The following is a 25547-nucleotide window of genomic DNA, read 5'->3' on the forward strand; positions in this document are numbered from 1 at the left end:
AATATAGTCTAAGCTCATAATTCTATTACTGTTTTTTAAACATATAAAGAGCATTTATGTCTCTTTGTTTAGTACTTAATTTGTCTAGTAATCCGTCATCAATAAACTTATTTAGATACCCCCTAACAGTATTCTCATTTATTGCTACATAATTGACTATTTCGCTTAATGTTGCTTTATGATGAGTAAATAGATATACAAATATTTTTTTCTGAGTCTCATTACATTCAGGCCAGTTTTTCTCGATTTTTTCCATTACTTCATCATGAATAGTTTTTGAATGACCACTGATTTTATTTCTCAAAATCAAATACACTGTACCGTTTTCTTCTTTGTATTCAGGAGTAGATAACATTGATTTTTCCATCGATTCGTAAATCCTTGAGACTCCTTCATTGAGTTGTCTTACATATCCCATATCTTCTAGTACTCTTGCTACACGAGGGTTTCTAGCAAATCTTTCATTTTTGATATTTTCTATAGTTACTTGCGCTGGTAGAGGACCGCTATTACTGATTTCTAAACGATTATCAAAGTGCTTAATATATATCGAATTTCCTTGTACGTTGTAAGAACGATGACAAAGTGCATTTACAATTCCTTCTAACCAAGCTTCTTCGGGATATTCAGGAACCTTTTTAAATTTTCCAGTTTCAATATCTAAAAAGTAGTAATCTTTGAAAGAAGCTCTTAAAAAAGCTTTTAGTATATCTATTAATTGTGGAATGTTGGTTTCAAATCTTTCGTCTTTTACAACGTTGTGGTTCGTTCCTGTCAATGCTTCAGTTCCTTCGTATCTTATATAACGTACTGAAGCAGAAGAAATATATTTCTCAGGGTCTTGTGCAAAAAGGAGTACTGAAGCATTTTTTAATTCATAAACTCCATCTTTCTTTTTGGCTAAATGTCGTTTTACTAATAAATCGAGTACTTCGCCTTTATAATTTAGCTTTTCTTTATATTCATTAAGTAAATCTTGGTCTAAATCTTCAAAATCAAAATCTTTGACTATTTCTTCTTCAAAACGTCTTATTCCTTTATCGTATTCTAGTTTTTTTATTCTGTCTCGGTCTAATTGTCTATTGGTATCTAATACTCTCAAATAAACATTATCATTGTCTTTTCTTGAAAAAATGCGCTCAAGGTCTTGTTCAACATGATATAAGAATATCAAATTGCCCTCTATCTCCATTTCCTCTAGTTCTACATTACAAGCAGGATGAATAAAATCAAATACTAAAGTTCTGTATGCGTTTAGTTTGTCTCCAAAAGCTCTAACATCTTGTACTTCTCCATTATCAGCAACACCAAATGCTAAAACTCCGCCATCAGCATTAAGCATTCCTATTAATTCCTCTGCAATTTTAGTTGGTTTTATATCTTTTTCTCCCAATCCTTTTCTCTCAAAATATTGGTTCTCTTTTTGTGTACGCAAATACACGTCTGTAATTAAAGGGTTAATAGTTGAAATTATCATAGTACTCATCTTGCTTATTTATTATAATACCTTACTTAAACAATACTATCTATTGTTGTTGTTGGTTTTATGTGTAGTGTTCTCTGCTTGCTTAATCTGTGTAGAAACTTGCTTAGTTTTAAATACTCTTAATTTCATTAATACCAAAACGCTTCAAAGTTTGCACTGAGTTTGTTTTCTCCACATCGCCAAATCCTGAATCTTTGAAGATAACTCTACATACTTCTGGGTTTAAAGCCTCTTTCCAAGCACCAATCCCTTCAGCAACTTTATTAGTAATTCCATCTGCAAGGCAAACGAATAATGCTCCAAAACCAACACTAAATACTTTTTTACCTTCAATGATTTTTTCCTCAATTGGTAAGGTTAAGTCTAAACCGTATTTTAATAATATTTCAAACAATACATCTTCTTCTGTACGACCTTCTTTAATATTATCTTGAGAATCAAACAAATTATCTACTAAATTATCTGGATTGCCATCCCAACCTTTTATGTTAGAACTGTCTAATTTGAAAACTTTAAAACCTAAGTCTAATTCTTTTGCTTTTTCTGGATTGTCATTTGCTAATTTTTTTGAAGCCTGACGAATTCGCTCTTTTGCTATATCTGCAATATTTTTAAAACCCTTGCTAAATGCATTACTTTTAATATCAGTCGGTTCAGGTAATTGAACCATGATAAATTTACGAGTTCCTGAATCTTCAAGATTTCTCAAAATCACAGCATGAGCGGTTGTTGAAGAACCACTAAAAAAATCTAATATCAAATCGTTATCATTACAACTAATTTGAATTAATCTTTCGATTAAAGCTGTTGGTTTTGGATAATCGAACTCAACATCACCTATTAAATCTTTAATGATTTTCGAGGCAGATTGTGAACTTTGAAGATTTTCAAAAAGTGAGGATTGAATTGAATCAACAGATTCATTTTGAAAAATTTTTTTTCTAGGAACACCTTTTCCATTATCAGCAAAATATATTCTATTGTCTTCAAGTAGTATTTTGAATTCTTCTTCACTTACTGACCAGTCTCTATAAAATTCAATACCTTCTGGATTTATGATTGTGAAAGATTTACTTCCTCCACTTCCTTCTCCACTTCCTCTAGATATATTGGCAGACATCCAATTGCCTCTTGGGTCATTGTCTGAATTCGTCCAGCCTTTTAAGTCTCTGTATTTAAAAGAATTATATTTAGTAAATCTTTTGTTATTAATGTTTTTAAAAGCAACTAAAATATATTCATGTTCTTTTCTAACTGTATTTTTAGCAGTTTTAGGCATAGAACCATCCTCTCTTACGTCCCATATATATTGTTCTACACATGATTCTCCGAAAATTTCATCACAAATCTTTTTTAAATTCACTACTTCATTATCATCAATACTCATAAAAATAACACCATCTTCTTTTAATAAGTTTCTCGCTAGTTTTAAACGAGGATACATCAGGTTTAGCCAATTGGAATGAAAACGCCCATCACTTTCTGAATTAGTGGTCAATCTATTACCCTCATCGTCAATCTGTCCAGAAATTTGTTGATAATTTTTTAGATTATCTTTATAATTATCTTTGTAAACAAAATCTTTTCCTGTGTTATAAGGTGGGTCAATGTAAATCATCTTTACCTTGTTGGCATAGCTTTTTTGCAACAACTTAAGAACCTCAAGATTATCACCCTCAATGTATAAGTTTTCGGTAGTATCCCAGTTTACACTTTCGTCTTTTGCAGGTCTTAGCGTTCCTGTGCTTGGTTTGTGTGCTTCTCTACGAGCCTGCGCTTTACCAGCCCATGTAAAACGGTAATATTCCTCTTCCTCTTCAATTTCTTTCCCTAAAATATCCTGTAAAACTTTAAAATCAATTTTACCTTCAGTCAGCACTTCAGGAAAAAGTTCTTTCAATCGTGCAATATTATCATTTACTATATCTAAACTTTGAGTAAGTTCGTCTCCTTTTGTAATTTTATCTAAGCTCATAGTGTGTTTAATAATGTTTTAAGATGCTCAATTTCGTTTTTTTTCTTCTGTATTTCAATGTTCAAAGAAACTTTAGTGTTGAGTTGAGATTCTTTCTTTATTTGGTTTGACAAAGTAAGGATTTCTTTTTCTATTTTTTGTATCGTTTCCAAATGTTTTAGGTCTTCTTCGGTTCTTATAGTACTCCGTTTATTGAAGTTTCCCGTTACCATTGCTGTTTGAAATTGTACTATAGCACTGGTGTAACTTTTATAGGTTGTTTCTAAGTTGGTTTTGTCTAAAACGGCAAAATCCAAGCCTTCAAAGAAAGCACCTACTAATTCGCTTTTATATAATTTTGACACATTGGGTGAGTTGATAAAAGCTTCAATGGTTCGTTTTGATTTATCGTTTTGATTGATTTTTTTGTCACAAACGTTTACCACAAACTCATCAGCATTTTCAATCACCAAAACAATGGGGTACGGAATGTGTTTCTGGAATAAATTAGTCACTTTATCAATTGTACCTTTTATAAGATTGCCTGATAGTGTACAAGTCATTACTTGAATTTCTTCAAAAATATGAGTTTCATTTTGGAATAAAGCAATGTTAGTGTTGGATGGTTTGATACTCGCTAACCAATCCATTGCGACAATTTCATTCAATATTTTTTTGTCAGCAGTGCTCAATTCAAAGTTTCTACTAAAGAAAGCCTTGCTTATTTTCTTACTGATAATCGCCCTTTCAGGTATGTTTAATATTTTGTTGTAGTTAAAACTCATCCTTTATTTAATAATCAAATAACTGATTAATTCTAAATTTTCTTCTTGATTGATAATTGAACTCAATAGGCTAGTTCCACCAGCAGTAGCCAATGAATCTAGTCCAACTTCTTCTTGCACACCAATTACTTCTTGAATGGCAGTTTTTAGCAAATTAGCATACTCCTCCATCTTTTTATTTGCTTTGGTTTCTTTGTCAAATTCAGCAATTAATTCTGGAACAATTCTATCATTACCCATAGCTATTTTTCTAAAATAGTCTAAAGCCGTTTTGGTTTGAGAAGCTTTGATGATTTCGGCACCATCTATACTAATATAAACTAAAAAGAAGGGATATAAGATGTTGTTTTTAAGTTTAGATGCATAGTCTTCACTGTTGCCTTTTAAACAAAAAATAACGCCTTGTTTTACATGCTCAAGATTTGATTTAGCTATTGCGAAAGAAGCTTTGGGTATATGTTTCAATTCTTCCAATTCAGAGTCGGTACTTTTCTCCAAATCAATTTTAAAATCATTGAATGTCAAATCGGTAATTGATATATTTCCGTGAACGTCTTCAAGGTCAATAACCTGATTTTGTAATTGTTTCAGTTGTTGTCTGCGATAATCCAAGTCTTGCATTTCACGACTGTTTTGAGAAATAATATTATCTTCTCCCGTAGCCGAAACGTCTAGCATCACCATTCTACCTTGAACACGTGCTACCAAATCAATAAAACTATCCAACTCCATACTAGGAAAAAAGTTCACCAATTGGATATTATCATTTTTAGACCCAATGCGGTCAATGCGTCCAAAACGTTGAATAATACGTACGGGATTCCAGTGTATATCGTAATTGACTAAATAATCACAATCCTGAAGGTTTTGACCTTCCGAAATACAATCGGTACAAAATAAAATGTCGATTTCATTTTTCTCATCAGGATAAATTTCAGCTCTCTTTTTTGAAAGGGGAGAAAAATTAGTTAAAATAGTATTCAAATCAGTTTTGCACTTTGGCATGTTGGTTTTATTATTACCCGAACCAGTAACTAAAGCTGAAGTTAAACGATGCTCTTTTTTTAGCCAATCCTGCAATTCGTTATACAAGTAGATAGCAGTATCAGCAAATGCTGTAAATACAATTACCTTCTTATTGCCATCATTTATAGGCTTGTGTAGTTTTTCTTCGATGATATTTTTTAGCTCTAATAATTTGGCATCACGTTCCACATCAATCAACTTGATGCTTCCCATTAATCTCACCAGTACCGCTTTATCTTGCTTTAGGTCTTGTTTCCAAGCAATGTTATCTAAATCTTGAATTAATACTTTGGTTTTTCCTCCAACCAATAAGTCTTCTAATTCAGTATCGTCAATGTCTATATCGTTGATGTCTATATCCAAATCTAAAGTTCCAGACTGATGATTTTCAATTTGTTTTAAGTTTTCATCGATAAAACTAATTAATTTTTCAACCGTCAATTTGAAAGAATGGATGGAGCTTTCTAAACGTTTTAATAAGTTAACCCGCATCAAATAAATTAAACTTTGTTCACGGTCGACTTGTTTAAAAACGCTTCCTGTTCCCGTTTCCATATCGTACTTAGCTTCGTATTCAGCTCTTTTGTCTGCTCTTACATAAGCTAGAGGCGTATAAGATGCTAAAGTAAGGGTGCTAATCTCATCATAGATTTGACCTATATCGCTAAATTGATTTTTAGTATCTATTTCGGGTGTTCTTGTTATTGGTGTTAATCTATTTGGAAAGTTACCAATATCAGACATATCATAGTATTTCTCAATATGTTTACGAGACCTCGCAATGGTTAACATATCTAATATTCTAAAATAAGAACCGTCCAAACTTTCCATTAATCCATTTACATCAAGATTATTTGGGTCACCGTTTTTATACCATAAAGTAAACTTCCTTTGTGCATCTTTCATTACTTGACTGATACTATCTATACCATATTGACTAAAATATCTGTCTTCTCCTTCTGTTATAAAAGCAACTTGATTTTTCAAATCATTCATTTTGTTGTTTACAGGAGTTGCCGATAACATTAACACTTTTGTTCTGATATTGGCTTTTATAACGTGATTCATCAATCGTTTATAACGAGTCATTCCGTCTCTCTTGTTGGGATTATTTCTGAAATTATGAGACTCATCTATAACAACTAAATCATAATTCCCCCAATGTATGGTTTCTAAATCAATATCGCCTGATTTACCTCTTTCTCTGGTTAAATCGGTATGATTCAAAACATCAAAATTTAATCGGTCTTCAGCAAGTATATTCCTTTTATCGTTTAAAGTATAAACTGTCCAGTTTTCTCTTAGTTTTTTTGGAGCTAATAGCAATACCCTTTGGTCATTCCTCAAAAGATAATATTTTATTACTGCTAAAGCTTCAAATGTTTTTCCTAAACCAACTGAATCTGCAATAATACAGCCACCATAAGTTTCTATTTTATCAATGGCACCAATTACTGCATCTTTTTGGAAATTGTAGAGCAAACTCCAAATTTTAGAGTTTTTAAATCCTGTTTTTTCTAACTTCTCATCGGCTCTTTCATTAACTGTTGAATAATGAAATATTTCACGAATACTGTATTTGTAAATTGCTTCAGCTGAAATAGTATTGGTTCCTTTCTCTAATAATGCTTTGACTGCATCATTCAAAACTATCTTGCTACTGTTCCAAGCTCCATTAAAATAATTCAGATATTGATTTTGGGTATCTTCAATATTATTTATAAAAATTAAATTCTCATCATTTATTGTTCCCAAACATACTGAATCAAGGTCTAATGGTGTTAAGAAGAAACAATTAGAAATTCCATCATTTTCTATAATTAGTATATTTTGGTTTCCAATTCCACCTTTTCTGATTTGAATTTTATCATCAATAAGACCAATTACTTGGTTGATTCGGTGTTTTCGGTCTAATAAAAGATTTAATTTACTTTCTTTTTCATTTTGAATAAATCGAAAATCATCATCTTGTCCAAAATTATAGCTCAATAGCAAATGGATTTGTTTAGATATTGAAAATATGCTAACTAATTCAAATAAAGCAAATGCTGTAAAATGGTTGCAACTTATGTAAATATTTGAACTGGGAGTGATTAAAGTCTGAAGTTCTTCAAGTAGTAATCTACTTTTGTTGTCTATAATATTCATTATCAATATTTAAATGGAGAATAACTTTTGTTGTGTAAGAACATAAATGTAGTAGATTTTGTCTTTTTTACACAATTGTTTTGTCTTTTTTTTTGGACAGAATCCACTACATTATTAATATTCAGTATTTTAGTTAAATAGTATCTTTATTAAAATATGTACAAATGGAAAATGCAATAATGTTACACAATATAACTCCTCAGGACTTGGAGGAGTTAATCACAAAAGTGATAAAAGACCAATTACAAGAATTTGTAAAAAATGTACCTACCGATAATCCAGATGAGTTATTAACTAGAGAGGAAGCTTGTGATTTGTTGAAAATTAGTACGACAAGCCTATGGAATTGGACGAAAAAAGGCAAAATAATTGCTTATGGTATAGGTAATCGGGTATTATATAAAAAATCGGAGTTAATGGAAAGTTTGGTTCGAATTAATTAATTTTTTCAGATGTTTTTAGCTTATTTTTTTTAATATCAAGATTTTGAACGTATTATCGTTTTCATTGCTTGAATTTTTGATAAAATGTCCTTTCAAAGCATTTAATCAACGATATGAGCTTATTGAATATCCTATTTAGCAGGAGAATATGACGGAATAAGGTACCCAATAAATGGTTAAAAATTACAAATTTATTGTAAAAAGTAATGTTTTTTTTCGGGCTGGTATTGACAATTTTTTAATGTTTATTATATTTATTTTTAATGGTACTAACACCGTTAGCTGGGTTCCAGATATTAGCTATATCTGGTTCTCTCCCCAGCCTAAAAAATGAGAGAAAAAAATAACAAAGAGAGAATATCATTTTATGACCAAATACACCAAGTACAGAAGTTTTTTGCTCCCTAAAGAAATTGTTGAAGTTCTATTTCTAACTGCCCACCACATTCCATTACAAGACAATAAACAATCAGAAATTATTGTTGGATTATCAATCATCAATGATATTCTATCAAAGTCGAATCAAAAACATAATTCGGAAGATTATCCATATCATTTTAATCCAATGTATTCTAAGTATTTACAATTGAAATATGGGAATTACTATAATACATATATAGAATGGTTAATTATCCATAATATTATTTGGAAGGACTTTTATTATGGTGGAAAATCAACATATTTTTACTTTCAATCTAATGAGAATTATTTGTCTAAAATCAATTTTCTATGTAAAGAAAATGAGATTCCAGTAGAGTCTATAGGTGAGATTATAGATACCTATTGTTTACGTGACAGCATCAAAATATCATTGATAAGTCACGCTATTAAAGAGATTAACTACATTCAAAAAAATAGGATTTTCAACAAGTGGTACCGAATTAAAGTGCCGATTACGAAAACAAATAAGAAGTTTTTGACTAAGGATTATGAGCAGGACTCGACCTATATAAATAATGCTCCGAAGCATATAAAAAAAATGGGGAGCCATTATCGAAAAGGATTGAAAATACAATATGAAGAAGCAATTGAACATAGTGAAAATCGTTATTTAAAAGAGCTATCTGAAGCTAAAAACAGTAAAGAAGAAGTTTCTGCATTCAAACGCTATTCTTCCCGTATTTCAAGCATAAATGCAATTCATAATGGGAGTCTAAATAAAACACTCCGTTTCAAACGTAATGATACCAACAAGAGATTGGATACCAATCTAACCAACATGGCTTCAGATTTGAGACCGTTTATTGTTGGCTACGAGAACATGAGCTATTTAGACCTTTCTAATTCGCAACCTGTACTTTTTAATATTCTGCTCCAATCGTATCGTAAAAATGCTTCAGAAGCCTTATTGAACGAAATTGACAATTATTTCATAATCACCACATCTGGAAAGTGGTATGAATGGTTACAAGGTCTTTATGGTCTAAATAGAAATGAATGTAAAGAGATTTGGATGAAAATTGCCTATTCTAAAAATCATCACAACCCAGAGGTTAAACAAATATTTAAAAAAGGATTCCCTCTTATTTATGGTATCATAGAAGAGATAAAAAAAGAAAAGCACGAAGATTTTGCGGTAGAACTTCAGAAAATAGAAAGCAAAATTTTTATCGATGAAATTTGTAAAGAGTTGGTTAATCATGGCATTATACCGTATACAATGCATGATGGTTTATTGGTTCCTAAGGAACACAAGGAAAAAACATTGGAAATTATGCAAACAATTCTAAAAGAAAAACTTGGAGTAATTCCACTTATAAAAGTTGAATAAGTTAAGTGAAACTTTTCTTTGCTTCAATTTTCAATTAAGAAAGCTTTTTTTCAATTTCACTATTTTCACTGTTTTCTTTAATTGTAAAAATAGGAACAAGAAGGTCTTAAAAATTAGAAAAAAGCTCCATTTGTGTTCCTAATGTGTTCCCGTGAAAACGCAAAAGCCTGATTTTTATACAATCAGGCTTTGTTATAGTCGGGATGACTGGATTCGAACCAGCGACCCCTAGCACCCCATGCTAGTACGCTACCAGGCTGCGCTACATCCCGAGAGGAGCCGAAATTACTATCTATTGTAAAAAAAACAAAGGAAAAGTTCTGTTTTTTTAAAAGAGAGTCAATTAAAAAAGGTAACTTTAATTCTGCCAATCGATTAAGGTAAAGTATACTAGAATGGAAACATTACATTTTTCAATTTTGATACAGGCTCCAAAAGAAAAAATTTGGGCTGTTTTATGGGATGATGCAACTTATAGACAATGGACATCTGCTTTTTGTGAAGGGACTTATGCTGTTAGTGATTGGAAAGAGGGAAGTAAAATTCATTTTTTATCTCCTACTGGCGAAGGAATGAATAGCCTTATCCAAACAAAACTAGAATATGAGTATATGGCTTTTAAGCATTTGGGAGAATTGAAAAACTTTCAAGAAATGCCAATAGATGAAGCAACGCAAGTATGGACAGGGGCTATGGAAACCTATCGATTAACAACAACACCCGATGGAGTTTTGCTCGAAACTACGATGGACTGTTTAGCCCAATATCAGCAGTATTTTGAAGATACTTTTCCTAAAGGTTTAGCCCTTATAAAACAACTTTCAGAAACTAAATAACATATTATATGACAGCAATCAATCCTTATTTAATATTTAATGGCAATTGTGAAGAAGCCTTTTTGTTGTACCAATCCGTGTTTGGTGGTGAGTTTCCTTATGTAGGAAGATTTGGCGAGATGCCTTCAGGAGATGGAATTCCATCGTTGTCTGAGGAAGATAGTAACAAAATTATGCACATTTCTTTGCCTATAGGAGCTCATTCGGTTTTAATGGGAAGCGATAGTAATAGTGCTTCGGGTGCAGTTACTTTTGGGCAAAATATGTCGGTTTCTATCAATACGGTAAGCCGTGAAGAAGCCGATAGTTTTTTCAATGGTTTATCAGCAAACGGAAATATAGTGATGCCTATGACCGATACTTTTTGGGGAGCGTATTTCGGAATGTGTACTGATAAATTTGGCGTGAATTGGATGGTGAATTATGACGAAGTCAAAGAAGAATAGATAAAAAACCAGCACTAAGTTAAAATAGTAAAGCCCTGAGATTAGGAGGTAGTCTCAGGGCTTTGTTACTAAATCAAAACAAAAATTATTTTATAATTCCTCCTCCTTGTTTTACTTTCTCCGTATCGATATTGATATTTTCTTGTTCTAGTTTTAGGTTTCCAAAATTATAGGTCAACGATACACGGAAAGTTCTTGAATCTTGTTTTTGGTAAAAACGAGTGTCCAAATTTTCTCCTACAATCAAAGCGTTAACTTCATTTTTGTTGAAAACATCAAAGCAATGCAATCCTACTTTTAATTTTTTATTCATAAAATCTTTGTTGAAAGAAATATCAAATTGCTGAATAGGCTTTTCGATTTGGTAAATCTCCCAGGTTCCTTTTGGTAAAATAAAATAAGAAAGTGTATTGGTGATTTGCCAAGGCAATATAATTTGTGCTTGTGCACCATAGTTTACAATCGCTTTGTTATCAAATGGAAAACTATAGCCATCAATAGTAGATTTTACATAATTGATGTTGAGGTAGATGTAATTCATCTTGTCAATAGTATTCATACGTTTTTGAAACTCTGCTTTGCCTTTGAAGAAATAATCTAAAGGAATTGGAAAGGAAGCAAAAGCACTAAATGTTTTGATTTTATCAAATTGTTGAAAGGTTTGATTGCTGACTAATTCCCCAGGTTTTGCACTAAAGATAAATCGGTTGTCGTCTTTTGCAATGGTGTAGTTTGCTCCCAATTGAACAAATTGTAAAGCGGTTAACTTCACTTCAAAATTATCGTAAAACACAGGTTGCAAACCTAAATTTCCTGTTGTGGTATTGTACTGATTAAAGTTGGAACTATTGTTAGGGTCAATAGTATTGTAATTAGGTTGCGCAATTTTTCTTGAATATGAACTGCTAAAATTTACTTGAGGGCTTATTTCGTATAGCGCGCTTATGTTTGGAAAAAGGTTAGTGTTTCTGTACTCAATTTTGTCTGCAATGGTACTGGCTTCTCTTTTTACATCAAAATCTTCCAAACGAAGACCAACAGTAAAGTTGAATTTTTTTATCTTTTTTCTGGCTTCAACGTAGAACGCTAAATTCGATTCGTTGTAATTAAAGTCGATGCTTTCTGCATAGTTATTCGAATCAAAAATAGTATTCGTGCTACTGTTGATATTGTATTGTCCAAAGTTATTAACTTTAATGGAATTGTATTTTCCACCAGTATTGATTGTAAAGTCAAGTTTGTTGAAAGGAATGGCAAAATCGTATTTCAAATAGTAATTGGTCAAATTAAAATCGATGATTCCGTTATTGTAGGAAGGAATGTTGCCCGAATTCAATCCGCTTGATTGATTGATAGGTGTTTTGTCAAAAGTGTTCAAAAAAGCAGTTACATCAAGGGTTCTTCCAAGAGTATCGAGCTTCGTTTTGTATTGAAGACTCAGTTCATTGTTATAGTTTTTATTTTTAGAAAAGCCTTCGTCATTATAATCTATGTTTTCACCAAAAGCACTAGAGTTGAAAACAGAACGGTCATTGGCAAAGTTTCCATTGTAATTGAAAAGCAAATTAGATTTTGAACTCAATTTGTAATTTGTTCCCAGTCTGAAGTACAGGTTTCTATTGGTGTTTACCGTAAAATTCTCTTGAAATAAGTTTTTATCAGGAGCGAAAGAGGTAAATGTTTGGCTGTTTTTAGAACGGTTTTCGCTATCAATATAGTTGTAGCCTAACATAGTCTGCCAACTGAAATTTTTCTCTTTTCCGTTCAATAAAATTTGAGGACTTGGTTTTTGATATTTATTAAAATTATAATTGATGTTAAAGTTTGCATTGACACCTTTAAGCCTTTTGGAACTTGTGATGATGTTTATGATAGAGCCACTAGCATTGGCATCATATGCGGCTCCGGGATTATAGATGAGTTCTACCTTTTCGATGGCATTTGCCGGAAGGCTCGAAAGATAATTTTGTAAATCGGTTCCATTTAATGTACTGGGTGAACCATCAATGTAAACGGTAACTCCTTTGCCATTAAGCGTTAATCCACCCGTTGGAGATGTAATCACACCGGGCAGTCTTTTGATAGCTTCAAGACTGTTACCGCTATTTAGCATTCCGTTATCTTTTACGCTAACAATCGTCTTGTCGGATTCCACTTTTAGAAATTGCTTTTTGTTGCCAAAAACGGTTACTTCTTTTAATTCTTCTGCTTTTTTTGCGCTAGCGATGGAGTCTTGTTGGGTTTTGACGTCCTGAGCCAAGGCAACTGAGGCAACAAATAGACTCAGAAAAGATAAAATTATTTTCATAATAATTGAATTTGATGAAAAAATACAGTCACAACAATTCCCTTCAAAAAGAAATTTTGAATAGCATAAAAAAAATTAAAGGGAAGATAAATTCAGCCTAAAAAAGGGCTTTGAATTTGTGGAAGGTACTGCGGGTTTTCATATTGATTAGTGATTAGATTGATGATTGATTACACATAAGACGGCAATCATTATCAATTGTTACAATTCAACATAAAATTTTAGAAAAAAAAGAGTGTTGTGGATAGGATTGAAAAAGTTGTACACAGCGTTTACTGCCACTACCACCACAAACGCGACCAGGAGTAGCGCAAGAAGTGAAGCAAATAATGAGCCCAAAGAGTAATAGTTTTTTCATTTATTAAGCAGCGTTAAGATTGTAGCGCTTTCAATTGTTCCAAATAGTCTCTTTGGTTTGAAAGACGTGGGATTTTGTTTTGCCCGCCCACTTTATTTCTTTGTTTAAGCCAATCATAAAACAGATTTTCTCTTGCTACATTGATGACTAAAGGATTTAGTGTCATATTATTGTAGCGTTTGGCTTCGTAATCAGAATTTAAGGATTGTAGCGTAGTGTCTAATATTTTATGAAAAAGGGTTAGGTCTTTTGGCGGTGTTTTAAACTCAATCATCCATTCGTGAGCCCCTTTTTGCTTGCCTTCCATAAAAATAGGGGCTACAGTATAATCTACAATTTCAGATTGTGTCTCTTGGCAGGCTTTCGCCAAAGCTTGGTCTGTGTTTTCGACCATTAGTTCTTCACCAAAAACATTGATATGATGTTTTGTTCTTCCCGTAACTCGGATTCGATAAGGGCTCAGTGAGGTGAATCGAACGGTATCGCCTATCAAATAGCGCCATAAACCACCGTTAGTAGTGATAACCATCGCATAATTTTTAAATAATTCTACTTGCGATAAGCGCACTACTTTTTGATTCGGTGCACCAAAAGTGTCCATTGGGATAAACTCATAAAAAATCCCGTAATCGAGCATCAATAATAAATCACTTGAATAATTCAAATCTTGAATGGCAAAAAATCCCTCAGAAGCATTGTATATCTCGTAATATTTGAAGTTGTTCTTCGGTAAAATTTTTTGGTATTGTTCTCGGTAAGGGTCAAAACTTACGCCTCCGTGAAAATATACTTCAAGGTCTGGCCAAACTTCCATTAGGTGATTTTTTCCAGTTTGTTCTAAAACTTTGTTCATTAACACTAACATCCAAGAAGGGACACCAGCAAAACTGGTAACATTCTCAGTGATTGTTTCGTTAATGATGGCACTCATTTTTGTTTCCCATTCACTCATCAAAGAAACTTTGTTACTTGGAGTGCTACTAAATTCAGCCCAAATAGGCATATTTTCTATCAATATGGCGGATAAATCACCAAAGAAGGTATTGTTGTTCTCGTAAATTTGTGAGCTTCCTCCAAGTCGAAGGCTTTTCCCTAAAAACATTTCTGAATCTTCATTGTTGTTTAGGTACAAACAAAGCAAATCTTTACTGCCTTTGTAGTGGCAATCTTCTAAGGCTTCATTACTTACTGGGATAAACTTACTCTTAGCATTGGTAGTACCGCTGGATTTTGCAAACCATTTTATAGGAGTTTCCCAAAGTACATTCTGTTCTCCTTGACGTGTTCGTTCTATTAGTGGTTCTAGGTCTTCATAACTCGAAATAGGAACGCGTTCTACAAATTGAGCATACGATTTTATGGAGCCATAATCATATTGTTTTCCGACTGTTGTGTTTTCTGCAGAGCGGAGTAAATTCATTAACAATTCTTCTTGAACTTCATTAGGGTATTTTAAAAACAATTCAATTTGATGGATGCGTTGTTTTAAAAACCAAGAAGCAATAGAGTTGATGATAGATAATGGCATGAAAGAGTAGGATTAGCTCCCTAATTCTTTAAGCAAATTAGGGGATGAAATAATATTTATAAAAATTGGATTCCAATTTCTAATTTGTAATTTTATCAAAAATAACATTTTTTTTAATAATCTTAATATTTCCGCAAATCTAATTCTGTCTTTAGGAGTTAGGGAACCAATTTATATGACTTACGAAGGTGTACTCTCCAAAATGCCAACCGAAATAGGCAATCCTATTCAATATTATTTAGTTTTTGAATCCAGTTTTTTAAATATCAATCAACTTTTGAATAAAGAAATAAGCATTCAATTTCTAGGATATCAATGTTTGAATTGCGGGAAAAAGAAAAAAATATTTCGTCAAGGATTTTGTTACGACTGTTTTTATTCAAGCCCCGCAGTGGGAGATTGGATTATGAAACCGGAGTTGAGTACCGCACATTTAGGCATAGAAGATAGAGATTTGGCCTACGAACAAAAAGTGCAATTACAACCACATATTGTTTATTTGGCTTTGTCGAGCGAGGTCAAAGTGGGAGTCACACGCAAAACTCAAATGCCCACGCGCTGGATTGACCAAGGCGCCGAAGAAGCGATAGTGATTGTTGAAGTTCCCAATCGATATTTAGCAGGAATTACAGAGGTCGCGCTAAAAAATCATTTTGCAGACAAAACCAATTGGCGAAAAATGTTGACCAATACTTATGACGCCGTAGATTTGGTTCAAGAAAAGGCAAAAGTACAGGCTTGGCTTCCAGATGAAGTTCGCGAATTTTATAGTTTAGATAAAAATGAAATTATTGCTATGCATTATCCAGTAGCAGCTTATCCTGCCAAAGTGAATAGCTTGAATTTAGATAAAACGCCTTTTTATCAAGGGCAACTCATTGGAGTGAAAGGCCAATATTTGTTGTTTGCCGACGGAACCGTTTTTAATGTTCGCAGTTACGAAGGCTATGTGGTAAAAATAGAAGTGCAATAATCTTGAATTTTAGAAGCGGAATGATTTGGGGTTTTTTGGATGCAAAGTCCCGCTGTCCTTCCAATCTTTTTTTAAAACATCCCCAACATAAATACTAATTGAGAAGGGATGTTTTAAAAAAAGGATTTTCCCTCCCATCGGGGCTAAAAGGACACATAGTGTCGTTTAGCAAACAAACTGTTTAAAAAAAGAAAACCGTTTAAGTAAATGCTTAAACGGTTTTTTTAGTAGTTGAATCTTAATCTATTTTTAATTCCATCGGAAGTATAGCCTGTATTCCTTTGCGTTGTTTTATACGCTTAACTTCTTCAAGTAAACGATAGTTTTCTTCGCCAATTTCTTCTTTTATAAAAGCTGTTTTTGATTTTGCAAACGGGAAATTATCAAAAATATCTTCAAAACTTTTCTCATATTCTGGGTAGTTCACCGTGCTATACGATTTAATTTTGGCCAACTTTGCTGCTTCGGCTAGTGCTTCTCTCAAGCCGCCAATTTTATCTACTAGTCCAATTTTTACTGCCTCAGACCCTGTCCAAACACGACCTTGACCAATAGCATCAACTTGGGCAGTAGTCATTTTACGGCCTTCTGCAACGTGGCCAATAAAGGTCGCATAGATATTTTCAACACCTTCTAGCGTTATAGCTTTAAACTTTTCATCCATTGGTACAAACGGACTATAATTCGATGCGTTTTCGTGAGTTCTAACTTGTTCAGTATTGATGCCGTAGCGGTTCGCAGCAACAGAGAAGTTAGGTAGCGTTCCAAATACGCCAATTGAGCCTGTAATCGTATTTTTTTCAGCAAAGATAGTATTGGCGTTACAAGCAATGTAATATCCACCTGAAGCGGCATAATTACCCATAGACACTACAACAGGTTTTACTCTTTTTGTCAATTCTATTTCTCTCCAGATTAAGTCAGAGGTTAAGGCACTTCCACCAGGGCTGTTAATACGCAAAACAATTGCTTTGATGTCGTCATCTTTTCTAGCTTCTTGAAGTGACCTTCTCATCGAGCCTTCTCCAATTTCGTTAACATCACCTTCGCCGCTACCAATTTCTCCTTGTGCATATACGATAGCAATAGCATCATTGGAATCCATATTCACAGAAGTAGTAGTTGTTTTTTGGGTGTAATCGGCAATAGAGACCGTATTATAATCTTCGTCTTTGTCTACTTTTAACACCTTTTTTATGGCGTTATGGTAGACATCTTCATAAGCAATGTAGTCAATAAGATTTTGCGATTTGGCCATTTCTGGGGTTCTAGCCAAAAGACCGTTTGCAATTGTATTTAATTTTTCTACTGGAATATTTCTACTTTTCGAAATGTCTTCTACTATGTTTGTCCAAATTCCGTTTAGTAATGCCATAGTTTGTTCCTTATTTGCATCACTCATTTTGTTTTCTAGAAAAGGTTCAACAGCGCTTTTATATTTTCCGTGACGAATCACTTCCATCTTTAAGCCAGACTTTTCTTGAAAATCTTTAAAAAACATCACCTCAGTCGACAATCCTTTGAAATCTAATTCTCCAATTGGGTTGATGTAGATTGAAGTGGCAACAGAGTTTAAATAATATTCTTTTTGAGAATAACTATTAGCATAAGAATAAATAAATTTTCCAGATTTTTTAAAACGGTTCAAAGCGTCACGGAGTTCTTTACTTTGCGCCATTCCTAGACTAGAATCTGTATTTAGGATAGAAATTCCCTTAATGGCATCATCTGTTTCTGCTACTTCTATAGCATTGATAACATCAGTCAATCCAATTTTTTTTCTTTCAGAAAAAGCCGTTACCCAAGGGTCTGAGTATTTTCCAGCATAGTCATCAGAAATATCAGATAAATTTAGTTCTATAACTGAATTGTTTTCAACTTCAACAGTTTCAGAATCGCCTCCAAAAATGACTCCAATAAGGATAATTCCAAAGAAAGAAAGCATCATAAAAACAAAAATACCAATAACGGTAGCCAAAACATTTCCTAAAAATCTCATAGTTAGTTATTTTTTATCAATAAGTCTATAACCTAATTGTATTGTTACAAAAGTAGATTTAAATTTCTTTTTTCAAAATAATCTGCTTCTATATCAGTAGTGATTTTAATTTTCTTTTCCTTAATTTGTACCTATTATGAAGTCACAGCATCAAGTCGTATTGTCGTTAGGTAGTAATCAGGGGCAAAGGTTAGAAACCATTATCCAATGTATTGATGTATTGCATCTTGAGGTAGGTACGGTTTTAAAAATCTCCCCAGTTTACGAATCTCCTGCTTGGGGTTTTGAAAGTACACCTTTTTACAACTGCGCCTTAGTTTTACATACTACCGCTTCTCCTTCCCAAGTTTTAAGCAAAATCCTTAAAATAGAAAAGCGTTTAGGTCGCGTTCGGACGGCTACAGTTGGCTATGCTGCTAGAAGTATCGATATTGACATCATTGCTTATGATGAATTGGTAGTGGATACCGAAAAGTTAAAATTGCCTCATCCATTACTACAAGACCGCAATTTTGTTTTATTGCCATTTCGTGACTTACAATTGGATTGGATACACGCAATTTTTAAAAAATCTGTCACCGAATTAATTGCCGAAACAACCGATAAAAGCAGATGCCAAGTCGTAGCTGCAATCCCTGCGCCATTGAGCAGCATTCCTCTTGAAAAATTCAATTACATCGCCTTTGAAGGTAATATTGGAGCAGGAAAAACAACCTTGACTAGCAAAATTGCCGAAGATTTTAATGCCAAAACAGTATTGGAACGTTTTGCGGACAATCCCTTTTTGCCAAAGTTTTACAAAGACCAAAACCGTTACGCTTTTCCTCTCGAAATGTCTTTTCTTGCCGACAGATATCAACAGCTGTCCGATGATTTGGCGCAATTCGACTTGTTCAAAGATTTTGTCGTAGCCGATTATCATATTTTCAAATCCCTAATTTTTGCCAAAATCACTTTGGCAGAAGACGAGTACCGTTTGTACCATACTCTTTTTTCTATCATTTATAAAGAAATGCCCAAGCCGGATTTGTACATTTATCTGTATCAAAACACCCAGCGTTTATTGCAAAACATAAAGAAAAGAGGTCGAAGTTACGAACAAGATATTCAGGAAGAATACCTAGAAAAAATCAACATTGGGTATCTCGATTATATCAAATCACAAAAAGATTTGAACGTGTTAATCATCGATGTTTCAGACCTTGACTTTGTCAAAAACCAGTCAGATTATCTTTTTGTTTTAAATGAAATCAAAAAGAAAATACATCACACTTCCTGATTTTTAGGAGCGCGTCAAAAAGGCTTTTCAGTGATTATGGTTTCCCGCTCTCCGCTATATCTTTGTGTAAGCTAGCGCATACACAAAGGATGCCGCTGCGGTCGGGGCTAAAAGCTAGCATTTGGCTTAAAAGTAAGAGAATCAAATGAATACTATCTTTTTAAAGAAAAATGACCTCTTTTCTCAACTCCAGAATCATCTAGTTTCAATACATACCAATAATCGGTTGAAGGCAAAGGGTTTTTATTTAAAGTGCCATCCCAAGACACATTGGTTGCGGATAATTGGCTTACTAATTTCCCGTATTGGTCAAAAATTGAAATGGTCGCTTTCGGGTAAACCTCAAAATCTTTCACATACCAAACGTCATTATAACCATCATTATTTGGGGTAAAAAATTTAGGTGGAGTAATTACGATGAATTGCTCTTGGTCCGAGTTGCAAAAGTTGGTATCTCTCACATAAGCCGTCTGAATTCCAGCAGGCGCATTCGTAAAGATATTTGAACTTTGATAACTAATGTTGTCAAGAGAGTATTCAAAATAAGGTGCGGTATTCGTTACTTCTATGGTTACGGTGGTTTCTTTTACCGTTACTACTTTTATTTCAGGTACAATTTGACGAATCACTGTAAAGTTTTTTCTGCTCGTGCAATTCTCAGGTGCTGGGCTAGTAATATCAACATAAAAATTGCCAATATCGTTCACCTGAATTGTTGCCGTAGTTGCTCCTGTCGACCACAAATAAGACATACCACTCAAGCCGGCATCTAGCGTTACAGGATTCGATTGGCAAATGATTTTTTCTTCGTCGCTAACAGCAGGAAGAGGATAAATCTTCACTTCTACAGGAACTCTAGTTCCGTTGGTGCAATTCGAATTGACGGCCTCGGCATAGAAGGTAGTGCTCGCATTCAAAAATGGAGTAACATAAGTGGTTCCTGTTCCTAATGTAGTTGTACTCGTAGCATCTGCATACCAATTAACTGTTCCCGAAGAGGGTGTTGCTGTTAATGTTACTACAGATGGTCCGCAATTGCTCACGGGAGAATTGGTAGCTGTTATGGTTGGAATTAAATTGATGGTTGCAACAACAGCTGTTCTATTAGTAGTACATCCTCCAGAAGTTATCCCTACATAGTAAGTGGTAGTAGCGTTTATAATCGGAGTGGTAAAACTAGTGCCACTACCAACTAAATTTCCGCCTGAGCTTTGGTTGTACCAATTGATGGTGCCGATAGAAGCAGTAGCCTGTAAGGTCAAACTACCAGGGTCACATTTTGTAGCAGGTGTTGTGCTTAGGATTGATGGGATGGTAATTGACGTACTGGCAGAGAGTTGCAAAATAGGGTCGCCCGGCATTCCACCATATTCCACAATATATCCTTTAGGTTGATAATCACCACTAGTGGAACCTGTGTTGGACAAATCATTCCAAGAACCCGCTATTCCTATTCCTGGTGCGGTAATGTGTGCATAATCTTCATCACCTGATTGGTTTGGTTCGTTATTATTCCAAAAAGCATAATTAGGAGTGCTTCCATTAGCGTTTCCATTCCAGAAGATGGTTCCAGCTTCCGGGCCAGTTACCCATTTCCATACGCCTTCTGTTTCGGAATCACTTCCTCCAATCCATCCTGCTCCTGGGGCTTGTTTTCCTGCTAATTGTGCTTCGTCAGCAGCGGTCAGTGTTGCTAGGTAGCCTTTTAGTCCGAAATATGTTCGAAGCTCAGCCGCGGCTTTAGCACTTGTCCAGGTAATTCCAATGTTAGGAACATATTCATAATAATGTCCATTTCTTGGTAAATAATTGGCTTGACTGATACTTATGGAAAAATTTCTTGTACCCGTTGCGGTTGCAGATGAGTTGAAAAATTGCACATCTTTGATGGCGTTAACAAAATCGGTATAACTTACAGGGACTCCTGTCGGACTATTCAATGTTAGTTTTCCTTCGGTGGCATTCCAACTACTTTTGATGGTTGGATGTGAAGAAGCATTACTTAAAAAAAGAACATCTTGCCCCAAATTATAGCCAGAGGAGATCTGAATATAAATAGCTTCAGTGCTAGTGTCATCTGGATCGGTGATACTAATATTGGTTACAATATTAATGTTGGAAAGTGGGCAATAGGATTGATTGCCAGTTGCGGTAATTGTTGGAGCAATATTAGCTACAGCTTTTTTAGTGGTAGCTACTTTTGTTATAGCTATTTTTTGTTTTTTTTCAGTTGGTGAAATTTCTGAATGGGCAAAACCAAATTGAAAAAAGCAAAAGACAAAAAATATAGGTAGTAGTATGGGGCGTTTCATTCTATAAAAATAAGATTAAATTCAATTGTTTACTAATCAAAAGAAAGAATTTAAGGTCGAATCTTTGTAGAATATGAGAAAATAAACAATAAAGAAATCAATAGTGATATTGTTTGAATAAATCCCAAACAACGATACCAGCACTTACCGATATATTCAAGGAATGTTTGGTGCCCAGTTGAGGAATTTCGATACAACCATCACAAAGGGCTACCGCTTCTTGTGCTACCCCGTGGACTTCATTACCAAAAACTAATGCATATTTTTTTGAAACATCAACTTTGAAATCTTGTAAAAAAATAGAGCTTTCAACTTGTTCAATCGCTAAAGTAATAACATTGTCTTTTTTTAGAGCAGTTATGGCATCCAAAACATTTTCATAATGTTCCCAAGCTACTGTTTCTGTTGCGCCCAAAGCAGTTTTATGTATCTCTTTGTTAGGAGGTGTCGCAGTAATTCCACAGAGTATAATTTTTTCTACCAAAAAAGCATCAGCAGTTCTAAATACAGATCCAATATTATGAAGACTTCTCACATCATCAAGAACCAGAACTAGAGGTGTTTTTTTAGATTGTTTGAATCCTTCAACCGACTTTCTTTCGAGTTCGCTATTCTCTAATTTTCTCATTGCAATGTCAATTTAATAAAAAAAGCTTCCTAAAGGAAGGAAGCTTTTTATGTAATATTTATGTTTTTTAGCTTTTTACTTCGTCAGGTAAAACGTTTCCTTTTATAGTCAAAGTTTTTGTTGGTTGACCAGCCGCATTTGAAGTAATAGTAACTGTTTTTGTAAAAGGACCAACTCTATCTGTAGCATATTTTACACCAATAACACCTTTTGCACCTGGCATAATTGGTTCTTTAGGGCTACTTGGTACTGTGCAACCACAAGATCCTTGAGCATTGGTAATGATTAATGGTGCATTTCCGTTGTTGGTGAAAACAAATTCACGTTTCCCGTCAGAGTTACGAGCGATTGTTCCGTAATCAATAGTTTCATTAACGAATATCATTCCAGCTCCTTCAACTTTCGCAACAGTTGCTTTTGCTTTTTTAGCTTTTTTTGAAGTTTCTTGTGCTGTAGCTGTAGTTATTCCTAAGCTCAAAACGAAAAGTAGAGTAAGTATTTTTTTCATAAGATTTAATTTTTAGTACACGCAAATCTATGCAAAAAATACAAATCAGCGCTTAAAATTGACTTAAAATTTTAATTTTTGAACCCTTCATTATTGCTTTAAAATCTATAAATTCGCTGTCATATTTACAGAATTTAATTCCCACTAATTTGGCAGCAAAAGAAAAAGGCGTGAAAGAAACGCCATTGATGAAACAATATAATGAAATCAAAAGGAAGTATCCTGATGCTTGTTTGTTGTTTCGTGTAGGTGATTTTTATGAAACGTTTGGCGAAGATGCTATTCGCGCATCCAAAATACTAGGTATTACCTTGACCAAAAGAGGTGCTGGGTCTGAGACGGAGACTGCATTGGCAGGTTTTCCCCATCATTCTATCAATACATATTTACCCAAGTTAGTTAAAGCTGGACTTCGTGTAGCCATTTGTGATCAGCTAGAAGATCCCAAAATGACCAAAACGATTGTGAAACGTGGCGTTACCGAATTGGTTACTCCTGGGGTTTCTATGAACGATGAGGTGTTGCAATCCAAAACCAATAATTTTTTGGCTTCGGTATATTTTACCAATAAAAATATTGGAATTTCATTTTTAGATGTTTCTACTGGAGAATTTCTAACCGCACAAGGAAATGCAGAATACATCGATAAGTTGTTGCAAAATTTCAATCCTAGTGAGGTCTTAGTGCCAAAAAACAACAAAAATACGTTCCGAGAAACATTCGGAGACGATTACCATAGTTTTTATCTCGAAGATTGGATTTACAAAGAGGATTATGCGTTTGAAAGCTTAACGAAGCATTTTCAAACCACTTCTTTAAAAGGTTTTGGTGTTGAAGAATTGAAAGAAGGAATCGTGGCTTCAGGCGCTATTTTGTATTATTTGTCCGAAACACAGCATAATAGGGTGCAGCATATTACGGCCATACAACGTATTGCTGAAGATGCTTATGTTTGGATGGATCGTTTTACGATTCGTAATCTAGAGTTGTATCACAGTTATAATCCTAATGCGGTGACGTTGCTAGATGTAATCGATCGAACGCTATCGCCTATGGGTGGACGATTATTGAAGCGTTGGTTGGCTTTGCCTTTGAAGGATGCTGCTAAAATTCAGAGTCGTCATCAAGTAGTAGCTTATTTAAAAGAAAATCAAGAAGTTTTAAAACAAATACAATATCAAATCAAGCAGATTTCTGATTTGGAACGTTTGATTTCAAAAATCGCAGCAGGCAAAGTATCACCTCGTGAAGTGGTGTATTTGAAAGAATCTTTAGATGCAATCTTGCCGATCAAAACGATAGCTTTGCAAAGTCCGCAAGAAGCCGTAAAAGTAATTGGTGATAGTTTGCATAGTTGTGATTTGCTTCGAGAGAAAATAAAAACGACGTTAAATCAAGATGCACCAGTGGCCATCGCCAAAGGAAATGCGATTGCAGTTGGGGTACATTCTGAATTGGATGAGTTACGTGCGATTTCTACTTCTGGAAAAGAATTTTTAGAAGGAATCGAGAAACGTGAATCAGAGCGTACAGGGATTTCTTCTTTGAAAATTTCTTTTAATAATGTTTTTGGATATTATATCGAAGTTCGTAATACGCATAAAGATAAAGTGCCAAGTGAGTGGATTCGCAAGCAAACCTTAGTGAATGCGGAGCGCTACATTACTGAAGAGTTGAAAGAATACGAAACCAAAATTTTAGGAGCCGAGGAAAAAATCCATAAAATCGAAGGAGAGATTTTTGAACAATTGGTTCAATGGATTTCAACGTATATAAAACCAGTTCAAATGAATGCCAATTTGGTAGCACAGTTGGATTGTTTGTGTTCGTTTACACAATTGGCTATCGAAAACCAATATGTTTGTCCTGAATTGGATGAAACCTTTGAATTGGATATCAAAAACGGTCGTCATCCAGTAATTGAAAAACAATTGCCTGTTGGTGTGTCTTACATCGCCAATGATGTTTTCCTTGATAGAGACACACAACAGTTGATTATGATTACGGGGCCCAATATGTCGGGTAAGTCGGCTATTTTGAGACAAACGGCTCTGATTGTACTCTTGGCTCAAATGGGAAGTTTTGTTCCAGCAGATAGCGTTAGAATGGGTATCGTGGATAAAATTTTTACCCGGGTAGGAGCTTCAGATAATATTTCGATGGGTGAATCTACTTTTATGGTTGAAATGAACGAGACGGCTTCTATTTTGAATAATATTTCAGATAGAAGTTTGGTGCTGTTGGATGAGATAGGTCGAGGAACAAGTACTTATGATGGAATTTCTATTGCGTGGGCAATTGCTGAGTTTTTGCACGAGCATCCATCGCAACCTAAAACCCTTTTTGCTACGCATTATCACGAATTGAATGAAATGAGTGAATCATTAGTTCGCATACAAAATTATAATGTCGCTGTAAAAGAATTAAAAGATAACGTGCTTTTTATTCGAAAACTAATAAAAGGAGGCTCTGCTCATAGTTTTGGGATTCACGTAGCCAAAATGGCTGGAATGCCACAGTTAGTGATTTTGAAAGCGCAGAAAATATTAAAAAAATTAGAAAAAGACCATTCAGGAGATGCTTTAAATGGAATCAAAGCAGCAAAAGATGAGATGCAAATGAGTTTTTTTAACTTAGATGACCCCTTGTTGGAGGAAATTAAAGAAGAAATTTTACAATTAGATATTAATTCGATAACGCCAATGGAGGCTTTGATGAAGCTGAATGAGATAAAACGAATGCTCAGTCGAAAATAATTG

Annotated in this window: 17 protein-coding genes and 1 tRNA gene; 7 read left to right on the top strand and 11 right to left on the bottom strand. The window is 34.1% G+C overall.

What is annotated here, in order from left to right; genetic code table 11:
* Positions 1 to 25: 25 nt before the first annotated feature.
* From FLAVO9AF_RS14450 to FLAVO9AF_RS14465, 4 genes are all read right to left on the bottom strand, one after another.
* Positions 26 to 1486, bottom strand: a complete 1461-nt coding sequence (locus FLAVO9AF_RS14450) for an ATP-binding protein (protein ID WP_159690391.1) — start codon at positions 1484 to 1486, stop codon at positions 26 to 28.
* Positions 1487 to 1595: 109 nt separating this feature from the next.
* The gene (locus tag FLAVO9AF_RS14455; protein WP_159690394.1) at positions 1596 to 3461 is read right to left on the bottom strand and encodes a site-specific DNA-methyltransferase; all 1866 of its coding nucleotides are present in this window, start codon (positions 3459 to 3461) and stop codon (positions 1596 to 1598) included.
* On the bottom strand, positions 3458 to 4225 hold the full coding sequence (locus FLAVO9AF_RS14460) for a DUF4391 domain-containing protein (protein WP_159690398.1): 768 nt from the start codon (positions 4223 to 4225) through the stop codon (positions 3458 to 3460). The genes FLAVO9AF_RS14455 and FLAVO9AF_RS14460 overlap by 4 nt, the downstream gene beginning before the upstream one ends.
* A 3-nt stretch (positions 4226 to 4228) precedes the next feature.
* Positions 4229 to 7399 carry a DEAD/DEAH box helicase gene (locus FLAVO9AF_RS14465; RefSeq protein WP_159690401.1) on the bottom strand — a complete coding sequence of 1057 codons (3171 nt, stop codon included), beginning with the start codon at positions 7397 to 7399 and terminating at the stop codon, positions 4229 to 4231.
* Positions 7400 to 7578: 179 nt separating this feature from the next.
* Here FLAVO9AF_RS14465 and FLAVO9AF_RS14470 point away from each other — a divergent pair, with 179 nt between their 5' ends.
* The gene (locus FLAVO9AF_RS14470) at positions 7579 to 7842 is read left to right on the top strand and encodes a helix-turn-helix domain-containing protein (RefSeq protein ID WP_236552329.1); all 264 of its coding nucleotides are present in this window, start codon (positions 7579 to 7581) and stop codon (positions 7840 to 7842) included.
* A 367-nt stretch (positions 7843 to 8209) separates the two neighbouring features.
* Positions 8210 to 9613 (top strand): hypothetical protein, encoded by a 1404-nt coding sequence (locus FLAVO9AF_RS14475; RefSeq protein WP_159690406.1) that lies wholly within the window; start codon positions 8210 to 8212, stop codon positions 9611 to 9613.
* 198 nt (positions 9614 to 9811) lie between these two features.
* On the opposite strand, the gene FLAVO9AF_RS14480 is transcribed toward FLAVO9AF_RS14475, so the two are convergent.
* Positions 9812 to 9885 (bottom strand) — tRNA-Pro (locus FLAVO9AF_RS14480).
* Between the two features lie 123 nt (positions 9886 to 10008).
* Between FLAVO9AF_RS14480 and FLAVO9AF_RS14485 the strand changes: the two genes are divergently transcribed.
* Together FLAVO9AF_RS14485 and FLAVO9AF_RS14490 are read left to right on the top strand one after the other, a co-directional pair.
* Complete coding sequence (locus FLAVO9AF_RS14485; RefSeq protein WP_159690408.1) at positions 10009 to 10449, top strand: SRPBCC domain-containing protein; 441 nt, start codon at positions 10009 to 10011, stop codon at positions 10447 to 10449.
* Positions 10450 to 10457: 8 nt separating this feature from the next.
* Entirely contained in the window at positions 10458 to 10895 is a 438-nt protein-coding gene (locus FLAVO9AF_RS14490; RefSeq protein WP_159690411.1) for a VOC family protein, read from the top strand.
* An 85-nt stretch (positions 10896 to 10980) separates the two neighbouring features.
* On the opposite strand, the gene FLAVO9AF_RS14495 is transcribed toward FLAVO9AF_RS14490, so the two are convergent.
* Together FLAVO9AF_RS14495 and FLAVO9AF_RS14500 are read right to left on the bottom strand one after the other, a co-directional pair.
* Entirely contained in the window at positions 10981 to 13203 is a 2223-nt protein-coding gene (locus FLAVO9AF_RS14495; protein WP_159690413.1) for a TonB-dependent receptor domain-containing protein, read from the bottom strand.
* A 371-nt stretch (positions 13204 to 13574) separates the two neighbouring features.
* The gene (locus FLAVO9AF_RS14500) at positions 13575 to 15089 is read right to left on the bottom strand and encodes a GH3 auxin-responsive promoter family protein (RefSeq protein ID WP_159690433.1); all 1515 of its coding nucleotides are present in this window, start codon (positions 15087 to 15089) and stop codon (positions 13575 to 13577) included.
* Between the two features lie 175 nt (positions 15090 to 15264).
* Between FLAVO9AF_RS14500 and FLAVO9AF_RS14505 the strand changes: the two genes are divergently transcribed.
* The gene (locus FLAVO9AF_RS14505) at positions 15265 to 16062 is read left to right on the top strand and encodes a DUF2797 domain-containing protein (protein WP_159690436.1); all 798 of its coding nucleotides are present in this window, start codon (positions 15265 to 15267) and stop codon (positions 16060 to 16062) included.
* A gap of 238 nt (positions 16063 to 16300) precedes the next feature.
* Here the strand turns inward: FLAVO9AF_RS14505 and sppA are convergent, their stop codons facing one another.
* Complete coding sequence (gene sppA / locus FLAVO9AF_RS14510; RefSeq protein WP_159690439.1) at positions 16301 to 18061, bottom strand: signal peptide peptidase SppA; 1761 nt, start codon at positions 18059 to 18061, stop codon at positions 16301 to 16303.
* A 136-nt stretch (positions 18062 to 18197) separates the two neighbouring features.
* On the opposite strand from sppA, the gene folK reads away from it, so the two are divergent.
* Positions 18198 to 19340, top strand: a complete 1143-nt coding sequence (gene folK / locus FLAVO9AF_RS14515; RefSeq protein WP_159690442.1) for a 2-amino-4-hydroxy-6-hydroxymethyldihydropteridine diphosphokinase — start codon at positions 18198 to 18200, stop codon at positions 19338 to 19340.
* Between the two features lie 152 nt (positions 19341 to 19492).
* Here the strand turns inward: folK and FLAVO9AF_RS14520 are convergent, their stop codons facing one another.
* The 3 genes from FLAVO9AF_RS14520 to FLAVO9AF_RS14530 all read right to left on the bottom strand — a co-directional run bounded on the left by FLAVO9AF_RS14520 (position 19493) and on the right by FLAVO9AF_RS14530 (position 22788).
* Positions 19493 to 21652 carry a T9SS type B sorting domain-containing protein gene (locus FLAVO9AF_RS14520; protein ID WP_159690445.1) on the bottom strand — a complete coding sequence of 720 codons (2160 nt, stop codon included), beginning with the start codon at positions 21650 to 21652 and terminating at the stop codon, positions 19493 to 19495.
* 97 nt (positions 21653 to 21749) lie between these two features.
* The gene (locus tag FLAVO9AF_RS14525; RefSeq protein ID WP_159690448.1) at positions 21750 to 22280 is read right to left on the bottom strand and encodes an RNA methyltransferase; all 531 of its coding nucleotides are present in this window, start codon (positions 22278 to 22280) and stop codon (positions 21750 to 21752) included.
* A 67-nt stretch (positions 22281 to 22347) separates the two neighbouring features.
* Positions 22348 to 22788 carry a DUF1573 domain-containing protein gene (locus tag FLAVO9AF_RS14530; protein ID WP_159690451.1) on the bottom strand — a complete coding sequence of 147 codons (441 nt, stop codon included), beginning with the start codon at positions 22786 to 22788 and terminating at the stop codon, positions 22348 to 22350.
* A gap of 149 nt (positions 22789 to 22937) precedes the next feature.
* On the opposite strand from FLAVO9AF_RS14530, the gene mutS reads away from it, so the two are divergent.
* Positions 22938 to 25544 carry a DNA mismatch repair protein MutS gene (mutS, locus tag FLAVO9AF_RS14535; protein WP_201296300.1) on the top strand — a complete coding sequence of 869 codons (2607 nt, stop codon included), beginning with the start codon at positions 22938 to 22940 and terminating at the stop codon, positions 25542 to 25544.
* The last annotated feature ends 3 nt before the right edge of the window (positions 25545 to 25547 follow it).

Origin of the sequence: Flavobacterium sp. 9R (assembly GCF_902506345.1) — a bacterium.
Classification (GTDB): Bacteria; Bacteroidota; Bacteroidia; order Flavobacteriales; family Flavobacteriaceae; genus Flavobacterium.

Bases quoted from the DNA above. Each gene is read 5' to 3' on its own strand.
- FLAVO9AF_RS14450 (WP_159690391.1), bottom strand. From the start codon at position 1,486: ATGAGTACTATGATAATTTCAACTATTAACCCTTTAATTACAGACGTG.
- FLAVO9AF_RS14455 (WP_159690394.1), bottom strand. From the start codon at position 3,461: ATGAGCTTAGATAAAATTACAAAAGGAGACGAACTTACTCAAAGTTTA.
- FLAVO9AF_RS14460 (WP_159690398.1), bottom strand. From the start codon at position 4,225: ATGAGTTTTAACTACAACAAAATATTAAACATACCTGAAAGGGCGATT.
- FLAVO9AF_RS14465 (WP_159690401.1), bottom strand. From the start codon at position 7,399: ATGAATATTATAGACAACAAAAGTAGATTACTACTTGAAGAACTTCAG.
- FLAVO9AF_RS14470 (WP_236552329.1), top strand. From the start codon at position 7,579: ATGTTACACAATATAACTCCTCAGGACTTGGAGGAGTTAATCACAAAA.
- FLAVO9AF_RS14475 (WP_159690406.1), top strand. From the start codon at position 8,210: ATGACCAAATACACCAAGTACAGAAGTTTTTTGCTCCCTAAAGAAATT.
- FLAVO9AF_RS14485 (WP_159690408.1), top strand. From the start codon at position 10,009: ATGGAAACATTACATTTTTCAATTTTGATACAGGCTCCAAAAGAAAAA.
- FLAVO9AF_RS14490 (WP_159690411.1), top strand. From the start codon at position 10,458: ATGACAGCAATCAATCCTTATTTAATATTTAATGGCAATTGTGAAGAA.
- FLAVO9AF_RS14495 (WP_159690413.1), bottom strand. From the start codon at position 13,203: ATGAAAATAATTTTATCTTTTCTGAGTCTATTTGTTGCCTCAGTTGCC.
- FLAVO9AF_RS14500 (WP_159690433.1), bottom strand. From the start codon at position 15,089: ATGCCATTATCTATCATCAACTCTATTGCTTCTTGGTTTTTAAAACAA.
- FLAVO9AF_RS14505 (WP_159690436.1), top strand. From the start codon at position 15,265: ATGACTTACGAAGGTGTACTCTCCAAAATGCCAACCGAAATAGGCAAT.
- sppA (WP_159690439.1), bottom strand. From the start codon at position 18,061: ATGAGATTTTTAGGAAATGTTTTGGCTACCGTTATTGGTATTTTTGTT.
- folK (WP_159690442.1), top strand. From the start codon at position 18,198: ATGAAGTCACAGCATCAAGTCGTATTGTCGTTAGGTAGTAATCAGGGG.
- FLAVO9AF_RS14520 (WP_159690445.1), bottom strand. From the start codon at position 21,652: ATGAAACGCCCCATACTACTACCTATATTTTTTGTCTTTTGCTTTTTT.
- FLAVO9AF_RS14525 (WP_159690448.1), bottom strand. From the start codon at position 22,280: ATGAGAAAATTAGAGAATAGCGAACTCGAAAGAAAGTCGGTTGAAGGA.
- FLAVO9AF_RS14530 (WP_159690451.1), bottom strand. From the start codon at position 22,788: ATGAAAAAAATACTTACTCTACTTTTCGTTTTGAGCTTAGGAATAACT.